The 17,584-nt window shown below is 45.4% G+C and carries 24 protein-coding genes; 9 read left to right on the top strand and 15 right to left on the bottom strand.

From position 1 onward, the window contains the following. Positions 1–28: 28 nt before the first annotated feature. From NF543_RS05140 to NF543_RS05120, 5 genes are all read right to left on the bottom strand, one after another. Positions 29–283: a hypothetical protein gene (locus tag NF543_RS05140; RefSeq protein WP_257667040.1), complete on the bottom strand. Its 255-nt coding sequence runs from the start codon at positions 281–283 to the stop codon at positions 29–31. 230 nt (positions 284–513) lie between these two features. Continuing rightward, a complete protein-coding gene (locus NF543_RS05135; protein ID WP_257667039.1) occupies positions 514–1,062 on the bottom strand; it encodes a hypothetical protein in 549 nt (182 codons plus the stop codon). A 76-nt stretch (positions 1,063–1,138) separates the two neighbouring features. Beyond that, a complete protein-coding gene (locus tag NF543_RS05130; RefSeq protein ID WP_257667038.1) occupies positions 1,139–2,164 on the bottom strand; it encodes an AraC family transcriptional regulator in 1,026 nt (341 codons plus the stop codon). Between the two features lie 104 nt (positions 2,165–2,268). Next, positions 2,269–2,919 (bottom strand): Crp/Fnr family transcriptional regulator, encoded by a 651-nt coding sequence (locus tag NF543_RS05125; protein ID WP_257667037.1) that lies wholly within the window; start codon positions 2,917–2,919, stop codon positions 2,269–2,271. Further along, complete coding sequence (locus NF543_RS05120) at positions 2,916–3,245, bottom strand: hypothetical protein (protein ID WP_257667036.1); 330 nt, start codon at positions 3,243–3,245, stop codon at positions 2,916–2,918. Before NF543_RS05120 ends, NF543_RS05125 begins: the two co-directional genes overlap by 4 nt. Positions 3,246–3,653: 408 nt before the next feature. On the opposite strand from NF543_RS05120, the gene NF543_RS05115 reads away from it, so the two are divergent. Both NF543_RS05115 and NF543_RS05110 read left to right on the top strand, forming a co-directional pair. Continuing rightward, entirely contained in the window at positions 3,654–4,523 is an 870-nt protein-coding gene (locus NF543_RS05115) for a hypothetical protein (protein WP_257667035.1), read from the top strand. 89 nt (positions 4,524–4,612) lie between these two features. Further along, on the top strand, positions 4,613–5,053 hold the full coding sequence (locus NF543_RS05110) for a hypothetical protein (RefSeq protein WP_257667034.1): 441 nt from the start codon (positions 4,613–4,615) through the stop codon (positions 5,051–5,053). On the opposite strand, the gene NF543_RS05105 is transcribed toward NF543_RS05110, so the two are convergent. Then, complete coding sequence (locus NF543_RS05105; protein WP_257667467.1) at positions 4,989–5,330, bottom strand: hypothetical protein; 342 nt, start codon at positions 5,328–5,330, stop codon at positions 4,989–4,991. The genes NF543_RS05110 and NF543_RS05105 overlap by 65 nt on opposite strands. Between NF543_RS05105 and NF543_RS05100 the strand changes: the two genes are divergently transcribed. Beyond that, complete coding sequence (locus NF543_RS05100) at positions 5,299–5,433, top strand: helix-turn-helix domain-containing protein (protein WP_373274990.1); 135 nt, start codon at positions 5,299–5,301, stop codon at positions 5,431–5,433. The genes NF543_RS05105 and NF543_RS05100 overlap by 32 nt on opposite strands. Here NF543_RS05100 and NF543_RS05095 read toward each other — a convergent pair. Next, a complete protein-coding gene (locus tag NF543_RS05095; RefSeq protein ID WP_257667033.1) occupies positions 5,426–5,563 on the bottom strand; it encodes a hypothetical protein in 138 nt (45 codons plus the stop codon). The two genes, NF543_RS05100 and NF543_RS05095, sit on opposite strands and share 8 nt — an antisense overlap. An 89-nt stretch (positions 5,564–5,652) precedes the next feature. Here NF543_RS05095 and NF543_RS05090 point away from each other — a divergent pair, with 89 nt between their 5' ends. Then, a complete protein-coding gene (locus tag NF543_RS05090) occupies positions 5,653–6,252 on the top strand; it encodes a hypothetical protein (RefSeq protein WP_257667032.1) in 600 nt (199 codons plus the stop codon). 98 nt (positions 6,253–6,350) lie between these two features. On the opposite strand, the gene NF543_RS05085 is transcribed toward NF543_RS05090, so the two are convergent. Beyond that, on the bottom strand, positions 6,351–7,307 hold the full coding sequence (locus NF543_RS05085) for a hypothetical protein (RefSeq protein ID WP_257667031.1): 957 nt from the start codon (positions 7,305–7,307) through the stop codon (positions 6,351–6,353). Positions 7,308–7,510: 203 nt separating this feature from the next. Between NF543_RS05085 and NF543_RS05080 the strand changes: the two genes are divergently transcribed. From NF543_RS05080 to NF543_RS05060, 5 genes are all read left to right on the top strand, one after another. Beyond that, the gene (locus tag NF543_RS05080; RefSeq protein ID WP_257667030.1) at positions 7,511–8,179 is read left to right on the top strand and encodes an LA_2272 family surface repeat-containing protein; all 669 of its coding nucleotides are present in this window, start codon (positions 7,511–7,513) and stop codon (positions 8,177–8,179) included. Positions 8,180–8,184: 5 nt separating this feature from the next. After that, on the top strand, positions 8,185–8,841 hold the full coding sequence (locus NF543_RS05075) for a hypothetical protein (protein ID WP_257667029.1): 657 nt from the start codon (positions 8,185–8,187) through the stop codon (positions 8,839–8,841). A gap of 156 nt (positions 8,842–8,997) precedes the next feature. Then, the gene (locus tag NF543_RS05070; protein WP_257667028.1) at positions 8,998–9,978 is read left to right on the top strand and encodes a hypothetical protein; all 981 of its coding nucleotides are present in this window, start codon (positions 8,998–9,000) and stop codon (positions 9,976–9,978) included. A gap of 13 nt (positions 9,979–9,991) precedes the next feature. Then, the gene (locus NF543_RS05065; RefSeq protein ID WP_257667027.1) at positions 9,992–10,126 is read left to right on the top strand and encodes a hypothetical protein; all 135 of its coding nucleotides are present in this window, start codon (positions 9,992–9,994) and stop codon (positions 10,124–10,126) included. A gap of 8 nt (positions 10,127–10,134) precedes the next feature. Continuing rightward, positions 10,135–10,566 (top strand): hypothetical protein, encoded by a 432-nt coding sequence (locus NF543_RS05060; RefSeq protein WP_257667026.1) that lies wholly within the window; start codon positions 10,135–10,137, stop codon positions 10,564–10,566. A gap of 71 nt (positions 10,567–10,637) precedes the next feature. On the opposite strand, the gene NF543_RS05055 is transcribed toward NF543_RS05060, so the two are convergent. The 7 genes from NF543_RS05055 to ppsA form a co-directional block, all read right to left on the bottom strand. Beyond that, positions 10,638–11,060, bottom strand: coding sequence for a hypothetical protein (locus tag NF543_RS05055; RefSeq protein ID WP_257667025.1), 423 nt, complete (start codon positions 11,058–11,060; stop codon positions 10,638–10,640). A 122-nt stretch (positions 11,061–11,182) separates the two neighbouring features. After that, positions 11,183–11,797: a Pr6Pr family membrane protein gene (locus tag NF543_RS05050; RefSeq protein WP_257667024.1), complete on the bottom strand. Its 615-nt coding sequence runs from the start codon at positions 11,795–11,797 to the stop codon at positions 11,183–11,185. A 56-nt stretch (positions 11,798–11,853) separates the two neighbouring features. Beyond that, the gene (locus tag NF543_RS05045) at positions 11,854–12,648 is read right to left on the bottom strand and encodes a hypothetical protein (RefSeq protein WP_257667023.1); all 795 of its coding nucleotides are present in this window, start codon (positions 12,646–12,648) and stop codon (positions 11,854–11,856) included. 237 nt (positions 12,649–12,885) lie between these two features. Further along, positions 12,886–13,884, bottom strand: coding sequence for an alpha/beta hydrolase (locus NF543_RS05040; RefSeq protein WP_257667022.1), 999 nt, complete (start codon positions 13,882–13,884; stop codon positions 12,886–12,888). Positions 13,885–14,033: 149 nt separating this feature from the next. After that, positions 14,034–14,240 (bottom strand): hypothetical protein, encoded by a 207-nt coding sequence (locus NF543_RS05035; RefSeq protein ID WP_257667021.1) that lies wholly within the window; start codon positions 14,238–14,240, stop codon positions 14,034–14,036. 83 nt (positions 14,241–14,323) lie between these two features. Continuing rightward, complete coding sequence (locus NF543_RS05030) at positions 14,324–14,797, bottom strand: hypothetical protein (protein ID WP_257667020.1); 474 nt, start codon at positions 14,795–14,797, stop codon at positions 14,324–14,326. 24 nt (positions 14,798–14,821) lie between these two features. Continuing rightward, positions 14,822–17,455 (bottom strand): phosphoenolpyruvate synthase, encoded by a 2,634-nt coding sequence (gene ppsA / locus NF543_RS05025; RefSeq protein WP_257667019.1) that lies wholly within the window; start codon positions 17,453–17,455, stop codon positions 14,822–14,824. Between the last annotated feature and the right edge of the window lie 129 nt (positions 17,456–17,584).

Below are 17,584 nucleotides of genomic sequence, written 5' to 3'. Positions count from 1 at the left end.
GAAGGGATAGGGGCTAGGTGATTGGTTGTTACGTCACGGCCCCGCGCCGGAACAACGCATGCCTGCGATCATGCACGAATCGGGTTACGGCTACGGAGGGAAAGGTTTTCGCGTGGAACACCTGTGCCCGGCTGATGTTGATCTGCCAAATCACAAACCGCAGGTAGCGGAATATGAAGCAATGCATCAGCGCCAACAATTCCATTTCCAGGTACTTCCTGTAAAGTTGCGCTTGCAATCGCGCCAGCCCGCTGGTGATCCACGAAAACCTGTTGCGACGCATCCTCGATGGCGTCGTTCCCGTGTGGATTAGATTAGCACTTATCGCCGTGCCTGGCGTCCCTTGCGACGGATCCGGATAAAAAGTTACCAGCACCGCCGGTTTGCGCAGGGGCGGGGTGTTATCATTAAGGGGCACCCGGCCCGAGCCTCCATCGCTTGCTGACCGCGGGGGAACCGCGGCATGACATACGGTGCTCCCCATCGAAAATACCGTGTTGGCGGCCGTATTATTCAGGTGCGCTTCCATAGCCCTTGTTTTTTCTTGATTGTACGCATCCGTTCGGCCACGAGCCGTTGCATATCGGCTAGCCTACCGCTATTCTGTTGCGCTTCAGGGGCGGTGTACCACCAGAACAGGCTGTCCAGCCATTCAATCAGTCTCGGATCGGTCACCACCGGACACTGGTTGAAGCCTGCTGCCTTGATGCCGAAGCGCCATTCTACGCATCCATCCGTTACCGACAGGTAGGCCACCCGTTTGTCTTTGGGGTCGTTGTGGTACAGCCGGATGATGAACGGCGAGGCGTAGGTATCCGCATAAACCATATTGCCGAAGCCGTGCAGCCAATCCAGCTCCGCCTGCGTAGTCCGCTCGTGGAAGAGGCGTTGCCAAAAGGCTTGGATCATCGCCGGTGTGGTGGCTGGGGTGGGCGGTGTTGCCCAGGGTTTCGTTGTTATGTATTGTTTTGTTTTCATTCGAAAATAATTTGTTCTTGATGGCCTCATGGAACCTGCATTTTCATCGCCTTTTTCTTTAGGCGATGAAAATGCAGGTTTCATCTTGCTATGCGTTAGTTATGAAAACAAAGGTATATTCAAAATCAGCCTATTAAGTTGTCTGGTATAGACAAACGGTTTAGTATGTGGTGTCGGTTTTGGACAACTTGATCGTTGCCCGGTAGGCTTGGGGCGAAAGGCCGTGATGCTTGGTAAAGGCCTTGCTGAAAGCGGCGGTATGGGTATAGCGAAAGACCTCGGCGATTTCGTAGATGGGCAGATCGGGGTGGTCTGTGAGGTAGGTGCCTGCAGCTTCCATATGCTGTTGTTGGATGTAGGCAGTTGGTGAGAGCTGCATGCTGTTTTGGAAAAGGCGCTCCAGTTTTTTAGGGGTAATATGGAATTCGCCGGCTATCGCTTTCGGTTGGGGCGCGCGATGGGTTTCGGCGACGATTAAGGAAATGCGGGTCAGGATGGCATCGAGCGTGTCACGGTCATAATGCGCTTGCCCCTTGCCGTGGAGCAATCCCTTGAATGCGGAGAAAACATCTGGTAGGTGGATTTGCAAGTGCTGGTTGAAGTCTTTACGCCGCTGGATGCCCAGCGGGCTGATGAGCTTAATGAGGTGGCGGATGAATAGCGCATCGGCTTGGATGGAGGGGCTGTAATGATGATCTGACTTCGGGTCGCCCGTCAAAAGCGTGGCGAGCTCGGCAAAGTCTTCGCCGATAACGGCCAATTGGGCGGTATGGATGCCGATACTGATCAACCGCCCAAGGTGAGCCGGCGCTTGGATGGGGTACTGCTGCCCACCAATACGGGCGAGGTAAGCGGTGCCGGGAGCGGATACTGCGCAAAGGGATTGGGTAGAAGATCCGAAGCGGAAGTGCCCCTCCAATACGATAGAAAGCGCGTATAGGGGTTGTCGCTTGGGAAGGGCAGCTAGTAGGAGCGGTTTTGCACTTTGGGTTTCCATAAGATCGATGGTAAGCAGGCTATTTGCATAATATTGCCGGATGCCAGTGAATGCCGCTGGCCGCGGGTGGTGGTAAACCACCGTGTTGGCAAAAGGTATGGGATGGGCGCATAGCGGGGCGTGCTCGCCGGCCCGGTAATGGGTTTCGGCGACTTGGAAGGGAAAGTCGATATGGAATAAAACAGACACGCCTCGTAGCTTACCTTACAAAGGTAGCCGCAAGAGCAACAGGCCGTATTAACCCGGGTTAGGCGATTCGCCTAACCTGGTTAACTAAATACCGCTTTTCTTTTTTAAAAGGCAAACAGCATACTCAACGGATGACGCGGCGGTGTCGAATTGTTTCGGTTCAATTCGCGGAGAATGCGGCTGAGCGATTCAGGAGCGATACCCACGTGTGCGGCCTGGTATTTCTTGAGGATGCTATCAAGCAAATCGCCAAAGTCTTCGACCATATGCGCGTATCGTTCCTTGGCGTCATATTGATGCAGGTTGTGGTCGTAACTATTCAGGTATGTATTTTGATCTTTCATGAGCGTTCTTAGGGCTGTTTTTATCTCCGGGACGCGGTCGATGAGCAATTTGATATCGGCCAGGCTTAACGAGTATACATCGGTATGTTGTTCAACGGAGATGTCAAACCTTGCGGGTTTTTTCTTAAGCAATGCCCGCCAATCGGTCATCAACGCAGGATCCAGCCATAGGTAAGGGGCTACCGGAAACAGGTTTCGGAAGCTCTCACGCGAGCCCAAGGCAAAACCCGATAGCTTGATGTATAATTTGCGCGGAATATGATCCTTGAGCATCAATTGGCGCGCGGCCGTGCTGTGTTCTTTGCGCACCAGCGGGGTGAGCAGCACGACGAGTTCGGAATTGAATGACTTGAGTGTGTCGCAGTTGGTTATCAGTTGCTCAATAAAAAAGTCAAGTACTTGTGTAGTCATCTGATGGAATTTTTGTGTGTTTGTAAAATGGGATTTGTTCGTTCAAGATGCTCCTTCAATTGGAGCCATTGCGCAGCGCATAGTATGACGGTGCCGCGCGTTTCGAGGAAGGCTTCGTAATCGGTTTCCCGTTGGTGCTGCAGGGCGGCTACCCATTCGGGATCGAGCTGCTCCTCGCAGGTGCAGGGTTCGCCTTTGGGCAGGATAAACGCCATCACCACGGCCAACAGGAAGACAAAGACCCCCACGGGGCTGACCCCAAGGTCGCGTAACCAACAGTATAGCCAGATGGTGATGTTCTTTAAGCCTTGTGCCAAGCGTCTCATACCTATTACGGATTGCTATTCAAGCTTAAAATTAGGTAGTGTAAGGCAGAAAAAAGAAGCTTTTTGCTTTGGGTTTCCGCGGATGGTACAGCTTTGTGATCGAATGGTAGCGGATGGTACACGGTAGGTAGCGTTTGGTACGGACGGGTGTTGGGTCACCCGGGCTTGGTGAAAAAAAGAATACAACGTTTTACCACCTGGTAACTGGCGTTTCACACGTGCTAACGGCCGCTTCGTCAGCGGTATGGCCGAACTACCTAAATTGGGGGTTGCAAGCATAAACCAAGATGCTTAACTTTGGGTTAAGAAGTATGACTAACATGAGTATATGGATTGATGACGGCCCGGTGACGGGTGCCTAAGCCTTCTATGGTGTTGCACGCGTATCCGGCATTTAATGAAACGGATATGCAGAAACACAGTACCTATTTTTCGTTCTTTTCGCTGAAACATGCTTGGGTGATGCTGGCGCTGGCTTCCGTGGGTGCCTTGCTGCTATATGGCAACGGCATGGGCCTCCGTTGGGCATTGATCTTTACTAACCGCCACTACCTTATCGTCTTTTCGGTGGTTTTTGCCGTTTCACTCACCGCGGTAACGCTGGTTGACTTCGTGACTTCTGCGCTGAATGGATTTGGATGGGCTAACCGGCGGGTGGCCCGCCGCGGCTGGATGCAGGTTGCCGTTGGTGTAGTAGGAGTAGGGGTATTGACCTACGGGCTGCAGTGGTTGCTGTTTGAGTGGTTGCTGGATGGTGTTTTCAGGTTTTCGCCGAACGCCTTTTTCTTAATGGTGTATTTGCTGCACATGGCGTTGGTCAACCTCGTGGTGCTATTCATCCATGGTATACTGCGGCTCAAACCTACTGGGGCCACACCGAAAAGCAGTTATTTGACCCACCTGCTTACGCTCGAAGGCAACATCCCGGCAACGGCCATCCAGTTTTGCTATCACCACAGGCACAAAATGAATCGCGTATGCCTGCGTGGCTCGGCGAAACGGTCTGATCCGGTATTGGAAAACACGCTCGACGAGCTGGAGAAGGGATTGGATGCCCGTGAATTCATGCGCATCGCGCCCGACATGATCATCCATCAATCCGCTATCACGGATGACGGCGTGCGACTTCCCAATCGCAACCGCCAAGTACGGCTGGTGGTGCCGTATACGAAAGTAGGCAGCGATGGGGTAGAACGCGAAATCGCGGAGGTATCCATCAGCCGGCGGCGGGTAAGCCGGTTCGACCAGTGGCGTAAGGCTTATCGCTTGCAAGATTAGAAATTGGAAGGCTGTAAATGAAGCGTATGTATAGGGTAAAGCGTAGCGAAACAGCGCTACGTCTCGTCTTACACGGAAACTGACCAACGATGAAAAGAATAAACATCTTATGCGCGCTGCTGATTGCCGTCACGCTATCCTGCAGCAAAAGGGAACTGGGAAGTGAAGAAGTACAGGATTGCAGCACGGTTTATTGCACTGAGGAGCTGCGGTGGATTGCCGTGAAGCTTGTAGACCAATCGGGTGAACCGGTAATACTCGACCGAATAAAAGTGACCCGCGTGGCAGACGGTAAGGACTTGACAAAGACGTATCACAGCGACGAATGGTATACCCACAGAAGACTGGGTAGCTATCCGATAGCCAGCGACATCGACCACGAGCATATCCCACAATTCAAACATACTAAACTGCGTTTCCAGGGGTATATCGGCAACCGTGAGGTGGTCAAGGCAGACTATGTGGTTACCTTTGATTGTTGCCACATCGCCTTGGTATCCGGCGAGCTGGAACTGGTGGTGAGCCGTTGATAGTCATTCCGGCCGCATTGGGCAACAAGGAAATAACTTTTTCCGCAGACTTGCTAAAGAAATCCGGCTCCATCTCTTCCATGCCGTCTCCCAGATTGGCGCCCTCTCCGGTCAGCACCAGGACGTGCTGCATGATTTTCGAAAGGTCGCCCGGCTGTAATGCATCCAAGCATGCTGCATCGTACGCTAATGTATGTGCAAGGCGGGTGAGCGGCTGCCAGAATTCGGATTGCCTGGCTTCTTGAATGGTTTCATCCCCCGACCCGCAGAAAACCATCAGCGAAGTTGCTTATAATCTCGGATTCAAGTACCCCCAGCATTTCACGCGGCTTTTCAAGCAGCGGGTGGGATGTACGCCCAACGACTATAGGCTCAATTAAAAACGGTAAAAAGAGAAAGGAAAGTATACACGTTCAGTAGTCCCAGACTAGCCTGCTCCATGCTTTCAGCTACCGGCTGAAGCTGCTCCACAAGCACCTGTATTTTTACGGCTGCGCCATTGGTTGACATTCGCTTACTTATTTCCTTGCTCACGCTAATATCCAGATATTTACGTATATTCGAATAAAATAACCCATTACCAAATAAATACTTAAGCAATGAAAGCTTTATATTTCGTTTTCTTCATGCTCCCGATTACCGTCTTAGGGCAGCAATTGGATTCAGTGGGTGCAAAGCGGCAGCCCGATACCACATTCAAAGTCATCCACGTTCCACAGAGCCAGAAGAAAGATGGTCCGGCATTTTTCATCAATGGCATACATGTAAGCGCATCAGTTTTCAAAACGCTAGACCGGCACATGATTGAGCATCTGGAAATAATCAAGGATACGATCGAGATCGCTAATTTGTCTTACCACGGTCAAATCTATATAACCACCAAAGAGCAATATTTCCCAAAACTTATTTCCTTATCGGATCTGAAATCGAAATACGCACCCGAAGCCAATGGGTTTGTCATTTTCATGATCGATGGTCAGGTCATTAAAGAAGATTACGATTTATATAGTGTGGATGAATCCAACCTGCTGACCATTTTCATCGACAAGATTTCAAACCCATCCGAAGGCATCGATATCCCATTGATCAAGGTACTCACCAAGTCCAAGAAAAACATCGATGACCGCAATACAATCCGAATCCGGGGTACGGCCTATCATAGACCGTCGAACATGCCGGAGGTTTCGGATTATGAATAATGAAGCATAGCTGGAAATACCCATCTCCATAGTTCGTGCAGTCGATTTTTGCTCGACATCGAATCCTTATGCGTACTAAAATAGCGCTGCCACCTTAGTTATCCAAATTCTTGAATAGATGTAATTTGATTCTTATAAAAGTCGATTTTTTGATAAGCCCTATTAAAAAACATTTTTTTGTCACGTGTACCTGCTGTATTTAGTAGTTTGGAGTTTTTTAGTTGATGTTGAAAGAAATCCGCAGCATTTTTGCACGTATCCATGTCTTTTGTAATGAAATAACCTAACATGGTGTAAGGCACGAACAGCGATTTCTGATGGGCATCCGATACGAGTACATTGTTATTTAAAATAAGTAAATCATGATAATAGAGTTGATACTGGTCATTATTCGGAACACATTTTTCGGCTAACGAGTATATCAGCTCTTTCAAGCTATCACATAATAATTTTCCGTTTTCGATGGTCAATAGCCCTGATTGAAAGAAGTACATAATCTGTTGTAATGTGCTATTGATAGTGGTATCATTCCATATTTCACGTGTATTTACAGCATTATAAAAATCTTTTAATTTTTTGCTGTTTTCTACCGTTGGAGCTTGTAATTGAAAGGATTCAAAAGACATATCTCCATGATCAAAATCCAATAAATTTAACCAAACATATAATTTGAATTTAGACAATAGATTGGTCTCTATGGTATAAAACAGTGGAATATCCTTTGCTGAATAATATAGGGTTGTCTGATTATTGGCTTGGTATTCTGTCAAGGATTTGAGTGAATTTTCTAAATAAAGAGCCAGATCGTGGAAACTTCGTATCTCTTTGGTCTTTTTAACCAATACGTTTTCTCCCCCCTGAAATGTTCTGTCCATAGAAATACCAAAATGTTGTGCTAGCAACACGGCTTCTTCAATGGAAAACTTGCTTTTCATGGAAATCCGACGATGAGCAGCATCATAGCTGATGTCTAACACATGCGATACCTCATCGATAACAGATTGATGTTTTCCTATTTTTTTCGTAATCGCGCTAATCAGTCGCTCTTGATACATATCCTGTTGATTTGTGATTATCGCAAATATACAGCATATTATTATTGTTTTACACAAATTTATAAGTGAAAATCACAATATGTTTGTGCTGTAAAATCAAAAAATATAGGATATGAAACCGAGATGTAAATAATAATATTGACGCACAGGGCAACAATTATTTACATCGAGCTCTCATCAACCGATAAAAGAAAAATAATTAGATGAAATCAATTATTATCGGTATCTGCTTTCTGCTAAATGCAGGGACAATACAAGCACAACGCACCAAAATGTTCAGCCTCTCACCGATGACAAAAGAGACTGTAAAAGTTAATGGAATGGTACTGGGAGTGGGACATTTCCAAGAGAGTCCATATACCCAGGTAGTGAACGGATTGAATGTAGACCTGTTCATATTATCACCTTTCGCCGTTCTTCATGGTCTTAATGGTGATGGGCCTCGGGAAACGCAAATGTTGGACAATTATAGTCGTGAAGAGCCGACGAAGTTAGTTTCCAATGGTGTAAACCTAGCTTTAGGCGGATATTATGGCGGCACCGTTCATAATGGCCTTAGCATCGCCATGTACAATCTCGGTAAATCTGTAAACGGGGTTAGTATCAACGTGGCCTATAATTCGGTCAAACAGTTGAATGGTCTGCACATTTCCGGCATAGGAAATTTCTCCTACCAATCGCAAGGGGCAAACATTGGGCTGTATAATAATAATATCGCGATGAGCGGACTCCAACTAGGAATAGTCAACAAATCAGAGAAATTCACAGGGGTTCAACTAGGAATCTACAACAAAACTAATGCGTTGAGCGGATTACAGCTTGGTTTTTTTAATAAGAATGCCAAAAGAACATTACCCTTTATTAATTTTTAAGAAAAATGAGAACTTTACTATTCATACTAACTTGTTGTTTTACATCTGTATCACTTCAAGCACAAGAGATTGACTCCGCATATCAAAAAGGAGGATATTCAAACGTTTTTGAACCATTGGTTATAGAAGCGGGTATCACTATTCCTATTGGGAACCTTAAACGTATGATGAATGCGGCACCTAATCTCGGATTCTGGTATAGAACCCAACAAGAACATCATAGCATATTGAGTTATGGATTTAGTGTAAATTTTCCGAATCGCAAAGACTTTGCCTATACGAATGAAGAGTATCAAAGCCATACCAAATCATTTTCAGGGATGGTAGGGCTCAAATTAGACAAAGTATATCCCATCAGTCAAAAACGATATATGGATCTGGAGTGGACATCAGTGTTGGGATATGGATTTTACCTATATGATGATGTAAGAGAAAGAGAGCAATACAATCAATGGCCACAATGGAAAAAGGATAAAGAAGAGGAGCCGGCTTTTGTCAAGCCGTTCAGCACGTTTCACATCAGCCAAGGCGCCAAACTACGAATGCGGGATTTTGGAATACTGGCACGCTATAATTATGCACCTTATGCTATTTTTAGTGATATCATTGATGAAAAATTTGGTGCTCATAGTATTACCGTGGGGATATTTTATAGACAGTAGAAGTATTTGGCGAACAACACCGGCGAGGCATGGGGATAATATCCAATTCGGTTGCTTCTTCTAAACTTAAAATACACCAAATCAGGTATTGTCGGAAATCATTGGGCTTCAGATATTTGATATAAATCAGATTAAATAATCCTAATTGAATTCGTCATGAGAATTTGTACAGAAATCCAAACTTGGATAACGGAGACCATCTCTCGGCCCATTGAGAGTTGGGTAAACCGAGAAGAGCGGCGTTGCCGCGAGCAACCCTGCAACTGGTGGTGCTTGTGCTGCAACAAATGGTTTTGTTGGATAGTCGTCATTGTGGTAAAGGTAGTCACTTGGGTAATCGAAACGGTAACGCGGCTGGTGACCGAAGTCGTTTGCACTGTCGTAGGGTTCGTATTGGACCTTGTTAGTTTTTTGGTCAACATTATTTTGAGCATACCGATTCTGGGTGGAATCATAAGGACCATATTAAACTGGGTTACGGAAATTATATGGCGAATCATCAGTCTGCCAGATTTTATCCTATCACTTGCGGGGGTTCGGATACGTAAGAAAATGTATGTCAAACTCATCATCCTTAATAACAATGGCGTGCCCCATACCACCGAAGCCGTAGCGATTAGAGGCATTCAAACCGCACAGGAGGTATTCAATACCCAATGCAATGTTGAATTAATCTATACTGGGGTCTGCGTACCCCAATTGGTGACCAATGATATGGCGAATAACGTGGAGTGCGGCGCAGGCGGATTTTTCAGCGACTGGTGGATAGGAGGCTCCTATTATGAATTGGTTTCGGCGGATTGCGCTTTTGAGGATGGTTGGAAACGAGTGGTAGGTTATGGAGCGGAATTGATCGTATTCGTCATTAATGACATTACTCCCCGCACAACTGTCGGATGCAGTTTTTCCGCCACACACAACTATGTCGTTGTTGAACCCATTATCCAGGGAATCCAATCAATCGCCCACGAGATCGGGCACGCCTGCCTCCTGCCACATCTGGAGGATGCGGCCGATGTCGATAACCTTATGTTTCCAAGGATTCGGGTAGATGGGGCAGGGGAGCTCATAAACCGGGGCATGAACAATTTCCAGATTGCATCCCTCCGGGGGAGCAGACATTGTACATTTATTTAAAATACAGCTTATTATGAAAACACCTACAGATAACGAAAAACCGAAGTATCAGAATGATGCTAACTGTAATGCCAAGATTTCCACTGGTTTATATGTGTTTCTTGTAGTAGCCGCAATTCTTGCGGCCATTGCTTGGTTGATTTTTTAGTTAACGCTATGAGAGCGAAAAAGCATGTCATGACCATTACCGATCAGAAGCAATTGGAATCACTACTGAACGCCGGTATATTTGACCGGCCCATGCTTACAGTCGATGTGCAGTTGCCCGGCCGGAATGAAATCGAAAACCAACTACTGGCGTCAAAATTGAACCGTTACTATAACGCTTGCGGTTGCGGGGACGGGAAATTTTTCATTGTTCTTGCACTCATCGTATTTTTCGCGCAAGGGTTGGGCCGAGGAGATTTAACATGGAGTTGGTATTACGCCGGTGTTGCTTTTCTCTATTGCCTTGCCGGCGCATTTATCGGGAAAACATGGGGCCAATTGCGCGCCTATCACAAGCTCCGCAAAACCATCAGGGAAGAACTGGCGAAAACGCCCTCAGACGAAGTAGTCGGCTCGCTTAGTCCAGATCCCTCGGGATAAAAAAGTCTTTGATACAGTGTTGATTTCGGGTGGCTCGCCACTTGCGGCAAACGACTGTTAGCGGTTCGCTGTTATCTTTCAGTCGTTATCACTTTCTCTATTTCAGCCATTTTTTCGTTCCAATACAATTTCATTTCTTCTCTTTGGTTATTGTCTAAAAGTTCTTCCTGGTGAAAGCTAATCGTTGCTTTTTCTTGATTGCCAATAACACGAACCTGAACTGTTGATATGTTCTCCCAATTTTTCTTTTTCCAATTCATTCGGATATGGGAATAGGGTGTGAAAACGTTGACAAGCCCTTCTATTCCTTCTTTGGTTTTATAAGCTCTTTTGATTGCTAATTCTTCATTGAGCTCTCCAAGCCAAACCTTTAATCCTTTATCTGAAAACATAAAGTCCCATAAGTATTCCTTTGAGTAAGGAAACGTTTTTCTCAGCCCAAACTGCCAACCAACGTCTTTGGTCAGTCCAACAGATTTTTCTTGCGTTTTCATACGTTATTCTTTTTATGCTTCTGGAACAAATGCAATTGCGTCTACGGATTGGGGTATCCTTCAAAGACTGTTAACTCACAAATATACGCAATAATCTTATGGATGCGCGGTAGGCTTTCTTATTACTTGTTTTGGAGTCTTCGCTCAACGCTGATAAATATGGCTGAAAGTCCAACAAATAAAGATATCAATAAAACACTGTTTATTAGGACTTTTGATAAACCAAGATTTCCTACGTCAACAAAAGGGTAGGGATAAAAATCAGAAAACTTTCCCCTTATTAAAATATATAGCAGGTAAATTGCTGGATATATTAACCATTTTGGTATTTGCTTGTATGTCGCCAATGAGTTGTTTTTATACAAATACCAGTAAATGATTACCATAATTGGTATTAACGTGTGAAGCAACTCATCTACAACCATTTGAAGTCCTGTCGGCTGCCATATATGTCGTAAAATAATTTGGTAAACAAGTGCAACAATAGTAATGTAAACTGTAATAGCTGTTAACGTCCCTGGTTTATTGATGATTGCGAGAAAGCCACTTTTGATTTTAAATAGGATTAACGTAAAGTAAATCGCAACAAGCGAATTTGTCAAAATTGTAAAAAAACTAAAGAAGCGGATTGTCGTTTCACCGATTGAAACAACCCGATTTTCTATCATCAAGTAATATTGTGTCAAGACAGCAAACCAGGCAATTATTGCGAATAGTATTGATAAGTTTCTTCTCATATCGAAACGTCATTTAAGCTTACTGCCAACGGTTTTCGGCTTGGCGTAGTAGGCTGTTAATCCGTGTCAGATTCGGAACTGTTTTCCAATTCCACCACCCGTTTTTCTACCGACTCCATGATCTCCGTCAAACTGGCGATAGCATCCTTTGTTTCGTTATCCGCTATTCGCTGTTCCAAGCGTTTCATCCGTACGGCTAATTCATCCAGCTGTTCCTGTAATCCTTGGAAATCAGTGGGCAGTTGCTGCTCCCTTTTTTTAAAAATGGGCAGGGCGGCAATGATTAATGCAATGATGCCAATGGCGATGGCGAGGTAAGCTATCATAGTATCGTCTTTTTCTGGGTTGTCGTTAGTAAGTTGTTCAGGATTGGTTGGATGTAATTCGGCAGGGTTAATGGGTGGCGCCGGGGCAGTATCCACAGCGGCTTCCTCCATCGGCATTCCATCCGCGTATTGATGAATCAGGTATTCGATACGGGAGCTGTACCCGTCGTAACCAGCAAGTTTCTTTCGATAGCCCTTCCCCGGCCGTTCTAAGATATCCGCGAATAGTTGGTCCCGCAAGGCAACCAACCCTGCTTCGTCAGTAGCCGTCATGGACCGCCAACTGTTGTACCACCGCTCGATTCCCGCTATGGGCTTATTGGACAACTGTTGTTTGAAGCAGTCATAATCCAGCGTTTCACAGGATATCCTAAAATTGGTGTCCTTCGAAACAGCTTTATCTGTTGCTAGGAAATTAATAGTTTCCCGGATTAGCTCATATTTAGCCTGGTCCGCTTGATCCTGCGCGAAGGCGCCCCAAACCAACACAACCATACATACAATAGTCAACAAACCTCTCCGCATATCCTTAATTTTAGTTACTAAGCTTAATCGACAACTATTCTTAACGGCTAAAATAAGAAGAAAATAGGGAGCAATTGTTCTTTTTTTAAAATGATGCCATACACGTAGCAATCCTCACAGATGATCGGGTTTTTCTCCACTAAGATTTTGTTACCTACCTTTGCGATGGTCGGCGTTCAGGGAACACAAAAAAGTCATACCCTGACGGATATGGCTGTGTTGGATGCTGTCGATTCACTACCTGACAAAACTCCCCGCAAACAGTGCGCTTTTCAAAGCAATTGCCGCATCGGCAACCGCTTCCCGGACTGCGGGAATATGTGCCAAGGGATTCAGCATGCCGTAGTCGTGGATAAGCCCTTTGTACTCCGTAATCGTTGTGGGAACGCCCGCTTCATCCAGTTTTCTGCCGTATGCCAAACCTTCATCATGCAAGATGTCGTTTTCAGCGATCTGAACTAATGCAGGTGGCAGGCCCTTCAATTCTTCCAAAGATGCTTGGTAAGGCGAAGCGTATTTATTTTTGCGGGTGGCCACGTCTGGAAGATAGTTGTCCCACATCCACTTCATCGCAGGAGTTGTAAGGAAACGTTCTTGCGCGTATTTTGCGTAAGAAGGTCTGCTGAAATCGGCATCTGTGACCGGCCACAATAAAACCTGCTTTGAAATTTCGGGGCCTCCTTTATCCTTCGCCATCAGCGAAACCACCGCCGCCATGTTGCCACCCGCGCTGTTTCCGGCAACCGCCAATTTACTGCCGTCTACCCCGATTTCAGCTCCATGTGCTGCCACCCATTTCGTTGCTGCATATGCTTCATTGATGGCCACCGGAAACCGCGCTTCAGGGGAAGGGGTGTAGTCAGGAAACACAGCTACGGCGCCGCTGTTTACCACTAAATCCCTGACTAACCTTTTGTGCGTGGGATAGTCGCCCAAAATCCATCCACCGCCATGAAAGAACATAAAGACCGGCAATCCCTCTTTTACACCCTTCGGTTTTACGATGTGGAGCTTTACGGTGAGTCCGTCCTCGGTAATCGTTTTTTCCGATTCTTCGATGTCGGAATAGTCAAAGGTTACCGATTCTTGTGCACCCACCAAGACCGACCTTGCTTCAACGGGTGACAATGTTTCCAACGGCTTTCCGCCGCCGCTGTTCAATGCTTGTAAAAATGCCCTTGTCTCTTTTGAAATATTGAGATCCTGAGCGGCTGGTTGATACGTTTGTTGTGCCATGATTGTTGTGTTTAAAGTGAATGATATGATTATTATTTTAACACTACAAAGATATTGCTGATAACAAACCGAATATAGACAAAAAAATATATAGAAATTGTACTTTTTTCCCGCTAATGGAATTTTATGCTGACTAAGGGATTTTTCTGCTAACTCCGGATCCCTTTCCTGAACGCTGCCGGTGAGTGTCCGGCTTTCTGTTTAAACATCCGATTGAAATAGGTAGGATCATCGTACCCTAGGGTTGCCCGGATGATGATCTGTTTCAAATGGATCCGGATCATCTCCTCAGACGAACTGTCCTTATAGGTCAACTCGTCTTCGATTTGGATAAACAATTGGCTGATAATCTTCAATTCATCGTTGTTGGGTGCTACTTTCGGGGACCTCTTCTACAATGAGTCAGCAGGCCGCTTCGTCCATTCCCAGTTGCATTAATTCAATTCCTTGTATTTGTTGGAGACTTTCCGTCTGCCGTCCTTTTTGCAATAAAGGCCAGTGGCAAGCTGATCATAAAAATTAAAATCAAAACAGCCTTAACTGCCTTCCAAAACACAAAGGGTAGCGGTGGTGTGCTACTCAATGGAACGATTATCAGGGCCGTTATGATCCACATCGAAATACCATACAAGACCGCCGTAGCGACCGGGTTGGTGGCCATGAATTTTATTCGTGGATACAACCAAAAGAAGAGTATTGTAAAAGAATAAGCAATCACATAATGAAAAGACAATCCCCACACGATCATAGCGCTACTTCCTGTAAATGCTTGATCCCCGAAAACACCACTGGCAATATACCGAAGTACCCCTGCCGGCCCATTGCCAGTAGCAATATAATAATCTACACAGGCAGCAATAATGTCCAAACTACCCACCAAAAGACCTGCCAAAAGAATTATTTTGATTTTCATGTTTTAGCGACTTACGGTTTTATTTTATAGTATTTCCACATACCCATCCGTTCCATTCATCCGGATTCGCTGTCCATCTTTTATCAGTTTAGTAGCATTTTCTACTCCAACAACTGCCGGTAAGCCATATTCACGTGCGATAACCGCTCCATGGGTCATCAGCCCACCAACTTCGGTGATCAGGCCTTTTATGGATACAAACAATGGTGTCCAACTAGGGTCGGTAAATGAGGTGACTAATATATCTCCATCTTCAAGATCAGCATCTTCCATATTTAAGATGACACGTGCTCGCCCCGCTATAACTCCGGGAGAAACAGCCAGACCTACAATAGCTCCGGCCGGGAGATTCTCCCGCTTGTACGCGCCCGCAATGATTTCACCATCAGATGTGATAACCCGTGGCGGAGTTAATTTTTCATAGATTTTGTACTCGTCTTTTCGTTTGCGGATGATCTGGTAATCCAGTTTATGTGTGCGTACGACTTCGCGAAGTTCTTCAAAAGTGAGATAGTATATATCCTCCTTTTGATGAATAACCTTGGCTTGTACGAGTTGTTCGGCTTCTTGAAGGATAGCCTGCTTATAAGCGAAGTAGCGATTAACCATGCCGTATTTTGGATATTCACGATATCCGATGAAATTCCGGATTAGGTCGATCACTCGTTTTGTTTCTTCGGCTTTTTGTTCACCATCCGGTAATGGCGCCAGTCGATCTAATAACGTTTGTTCTTTTTTCAACGCTTCCTTTCGCCCTTGCTCAAATTTCCGAGTACTGGCATTAGGCTCAAAGTTTTTGATGTTACTGAGAATCAAGGGAACAAGTGTAGCTGGTTTTTCGCTCCAACGGGCTTTCGTAATATCGATCTCCCCGGCACATCGCATTCCGTATTTGTTGAGATAAGCATAGATAGCTTCCTGGGTTTCCTCTCCACCACTAACCTTAGCCAGTTCATCCAAAAAGTTATCATCTTTTACCTGTTGTAAATAATCAATTATTGCTGGATAAGGACGAATCGCATCTGCGACATCTAATAACGCCAGACCCATTTCTGAAGTAATATTGTTTGGCACAGATTGAGAAAGTGTGTCTGCTGCGTTTTTTTCACCTAACCACTCCTTCATTTTCTCATTGAGCCATAATGAAGCATTCATAGCAGCCATAATTACACGATGACTTTGCGGGTCAAATAAGATTTTCTTTAATTCCTGGAGATCTTCCAGGATAAAATCAAATAGATCCGGTCCTGATTTGGCTTGGATGTTTTGTTTTAACGCTGCTATCGATGTCTGGCTACGCTTAATCAAATCAGCAATAATTGTCGGATTGTTTTCGAATTCTGTTTGAAAACCCGCAGACGATGTATCTTTATTGCTGTTACCGGGACGCTGCTCTTCTTTATCATCTGGTGATAATTTTATAAAATCTCCTCGCGCTACGATGGTCACGAGGGCGTCTTTCATGAGCGGATCGTGACCTCCCATTACATTTAATAAGTTTCTCCTGCTGTCAGGTAAGGCAAGCATTTGTGTAACATCAACAAACAACCTTCCACCGGCTTTACGCATGGGTGCACGGGTCGTCAACAGGAAAAAAGACAATCCCAATGGCTTCATGGCATTGGTCATCATTTGTTGATGACCCACAGACACATAGACGTGATTTTCCTGATCATTCGCTTCAGGGATGGGGTATAACGTCGTGATTGGTCGACTTTGGACAATAAAAAATGCGTCATCAACCAAACACCATTCGATGTCCTGGGGATGGCCGAAATGTGCTTCAATCTTTCTGCCCATGCGCTCAAGCTGTAAAATCTGCTCATCTGTAAGCGCCTGCCTATGCTGCCGCTCAGTTTCAATCTCTTGTTCTTTCGTGCCGCCGTCTTTCAAGGGATAAATAGCCACTTTCTTGGCGGATATCTTCTTATCGATAACCTTGCCGTTACACACTTTATAGTTATCGGCATTCACCAGGCCAGAGACCATGGCCTCACCAAGTCCGAAGCTGGCATCAATGGATAACACTTTCCCGTTACCGGTGACGGGATCGGCAGTAAATAAAATTCCTGCCGCCTGCGGAAAGACCATCTTCTGGACAACCACGGCCAGGTGGACTTTACGGTGGTTAAAACCGTTTTTAAGGCGGTAAATTACTGCCCGCTCGGTAAATAGCGATGCCCAGCATTTGCTGATATGCTTTAGGATTGCCTCCTTTCCGATAATGTTCAAATAGGTATCCTGCTGTCCTGCAAAGGATGCTGTTGGTAAATCCTCTGCAGTTGCGCTGGATCGTACTGCATAGGCATCCTTTTCTCCGAACTTGGAGAGGAGGTAGGTGATCGCTGAATGAATGTCTTGAGGAATGGTTATCCCTTCGATGACCCTGCGAATCTCACCGCTAAGTTCACCGATTTTACCCCGGTCTGCTACCTTTAGCAGCGATAACTGATCAAGTAATTCCTTAATCGACGACGTTTCCTCAATGATTCTTTTAAAAGCTTCAGTAGAAATACAAAAGCCATCCGGTACTTGGATTCCTTCAATCTTGATAAGTTCCCCCAGATTCGCGCCTTTACCCCCAACAACATCGAGTTTTGTTTTGTCAATATCCTGAAAACCAAGTGTAAGTGAACTCATGCTGATAATATTCGTCATGTTTTTTTGTTTACAATTTCTTTTAGATAACCGAACTTTGCAATAGTTAATATTGTTGAAACGAACAAAACCGGATACCGTAAAAGATAAAGCGAGGCCGTGTTACCATTGTCATAAGCAAAAATTGTA

It is taken from the genome of Parapedobacter tibetensis (assembly GCF_024704835.1).
Lineage (GTDB): Bacteria > Bacteroidota > Bacteroidia > Sphingobacteriales > Sphingobacteriaceae > Parapedobacter > Parapedobacter tibetensis.
The sequence above is the reverse complement of the archived record's forward strand: the minus strand, read 5'-3'. Positions and strand labels throughout refer to the sequence as shown.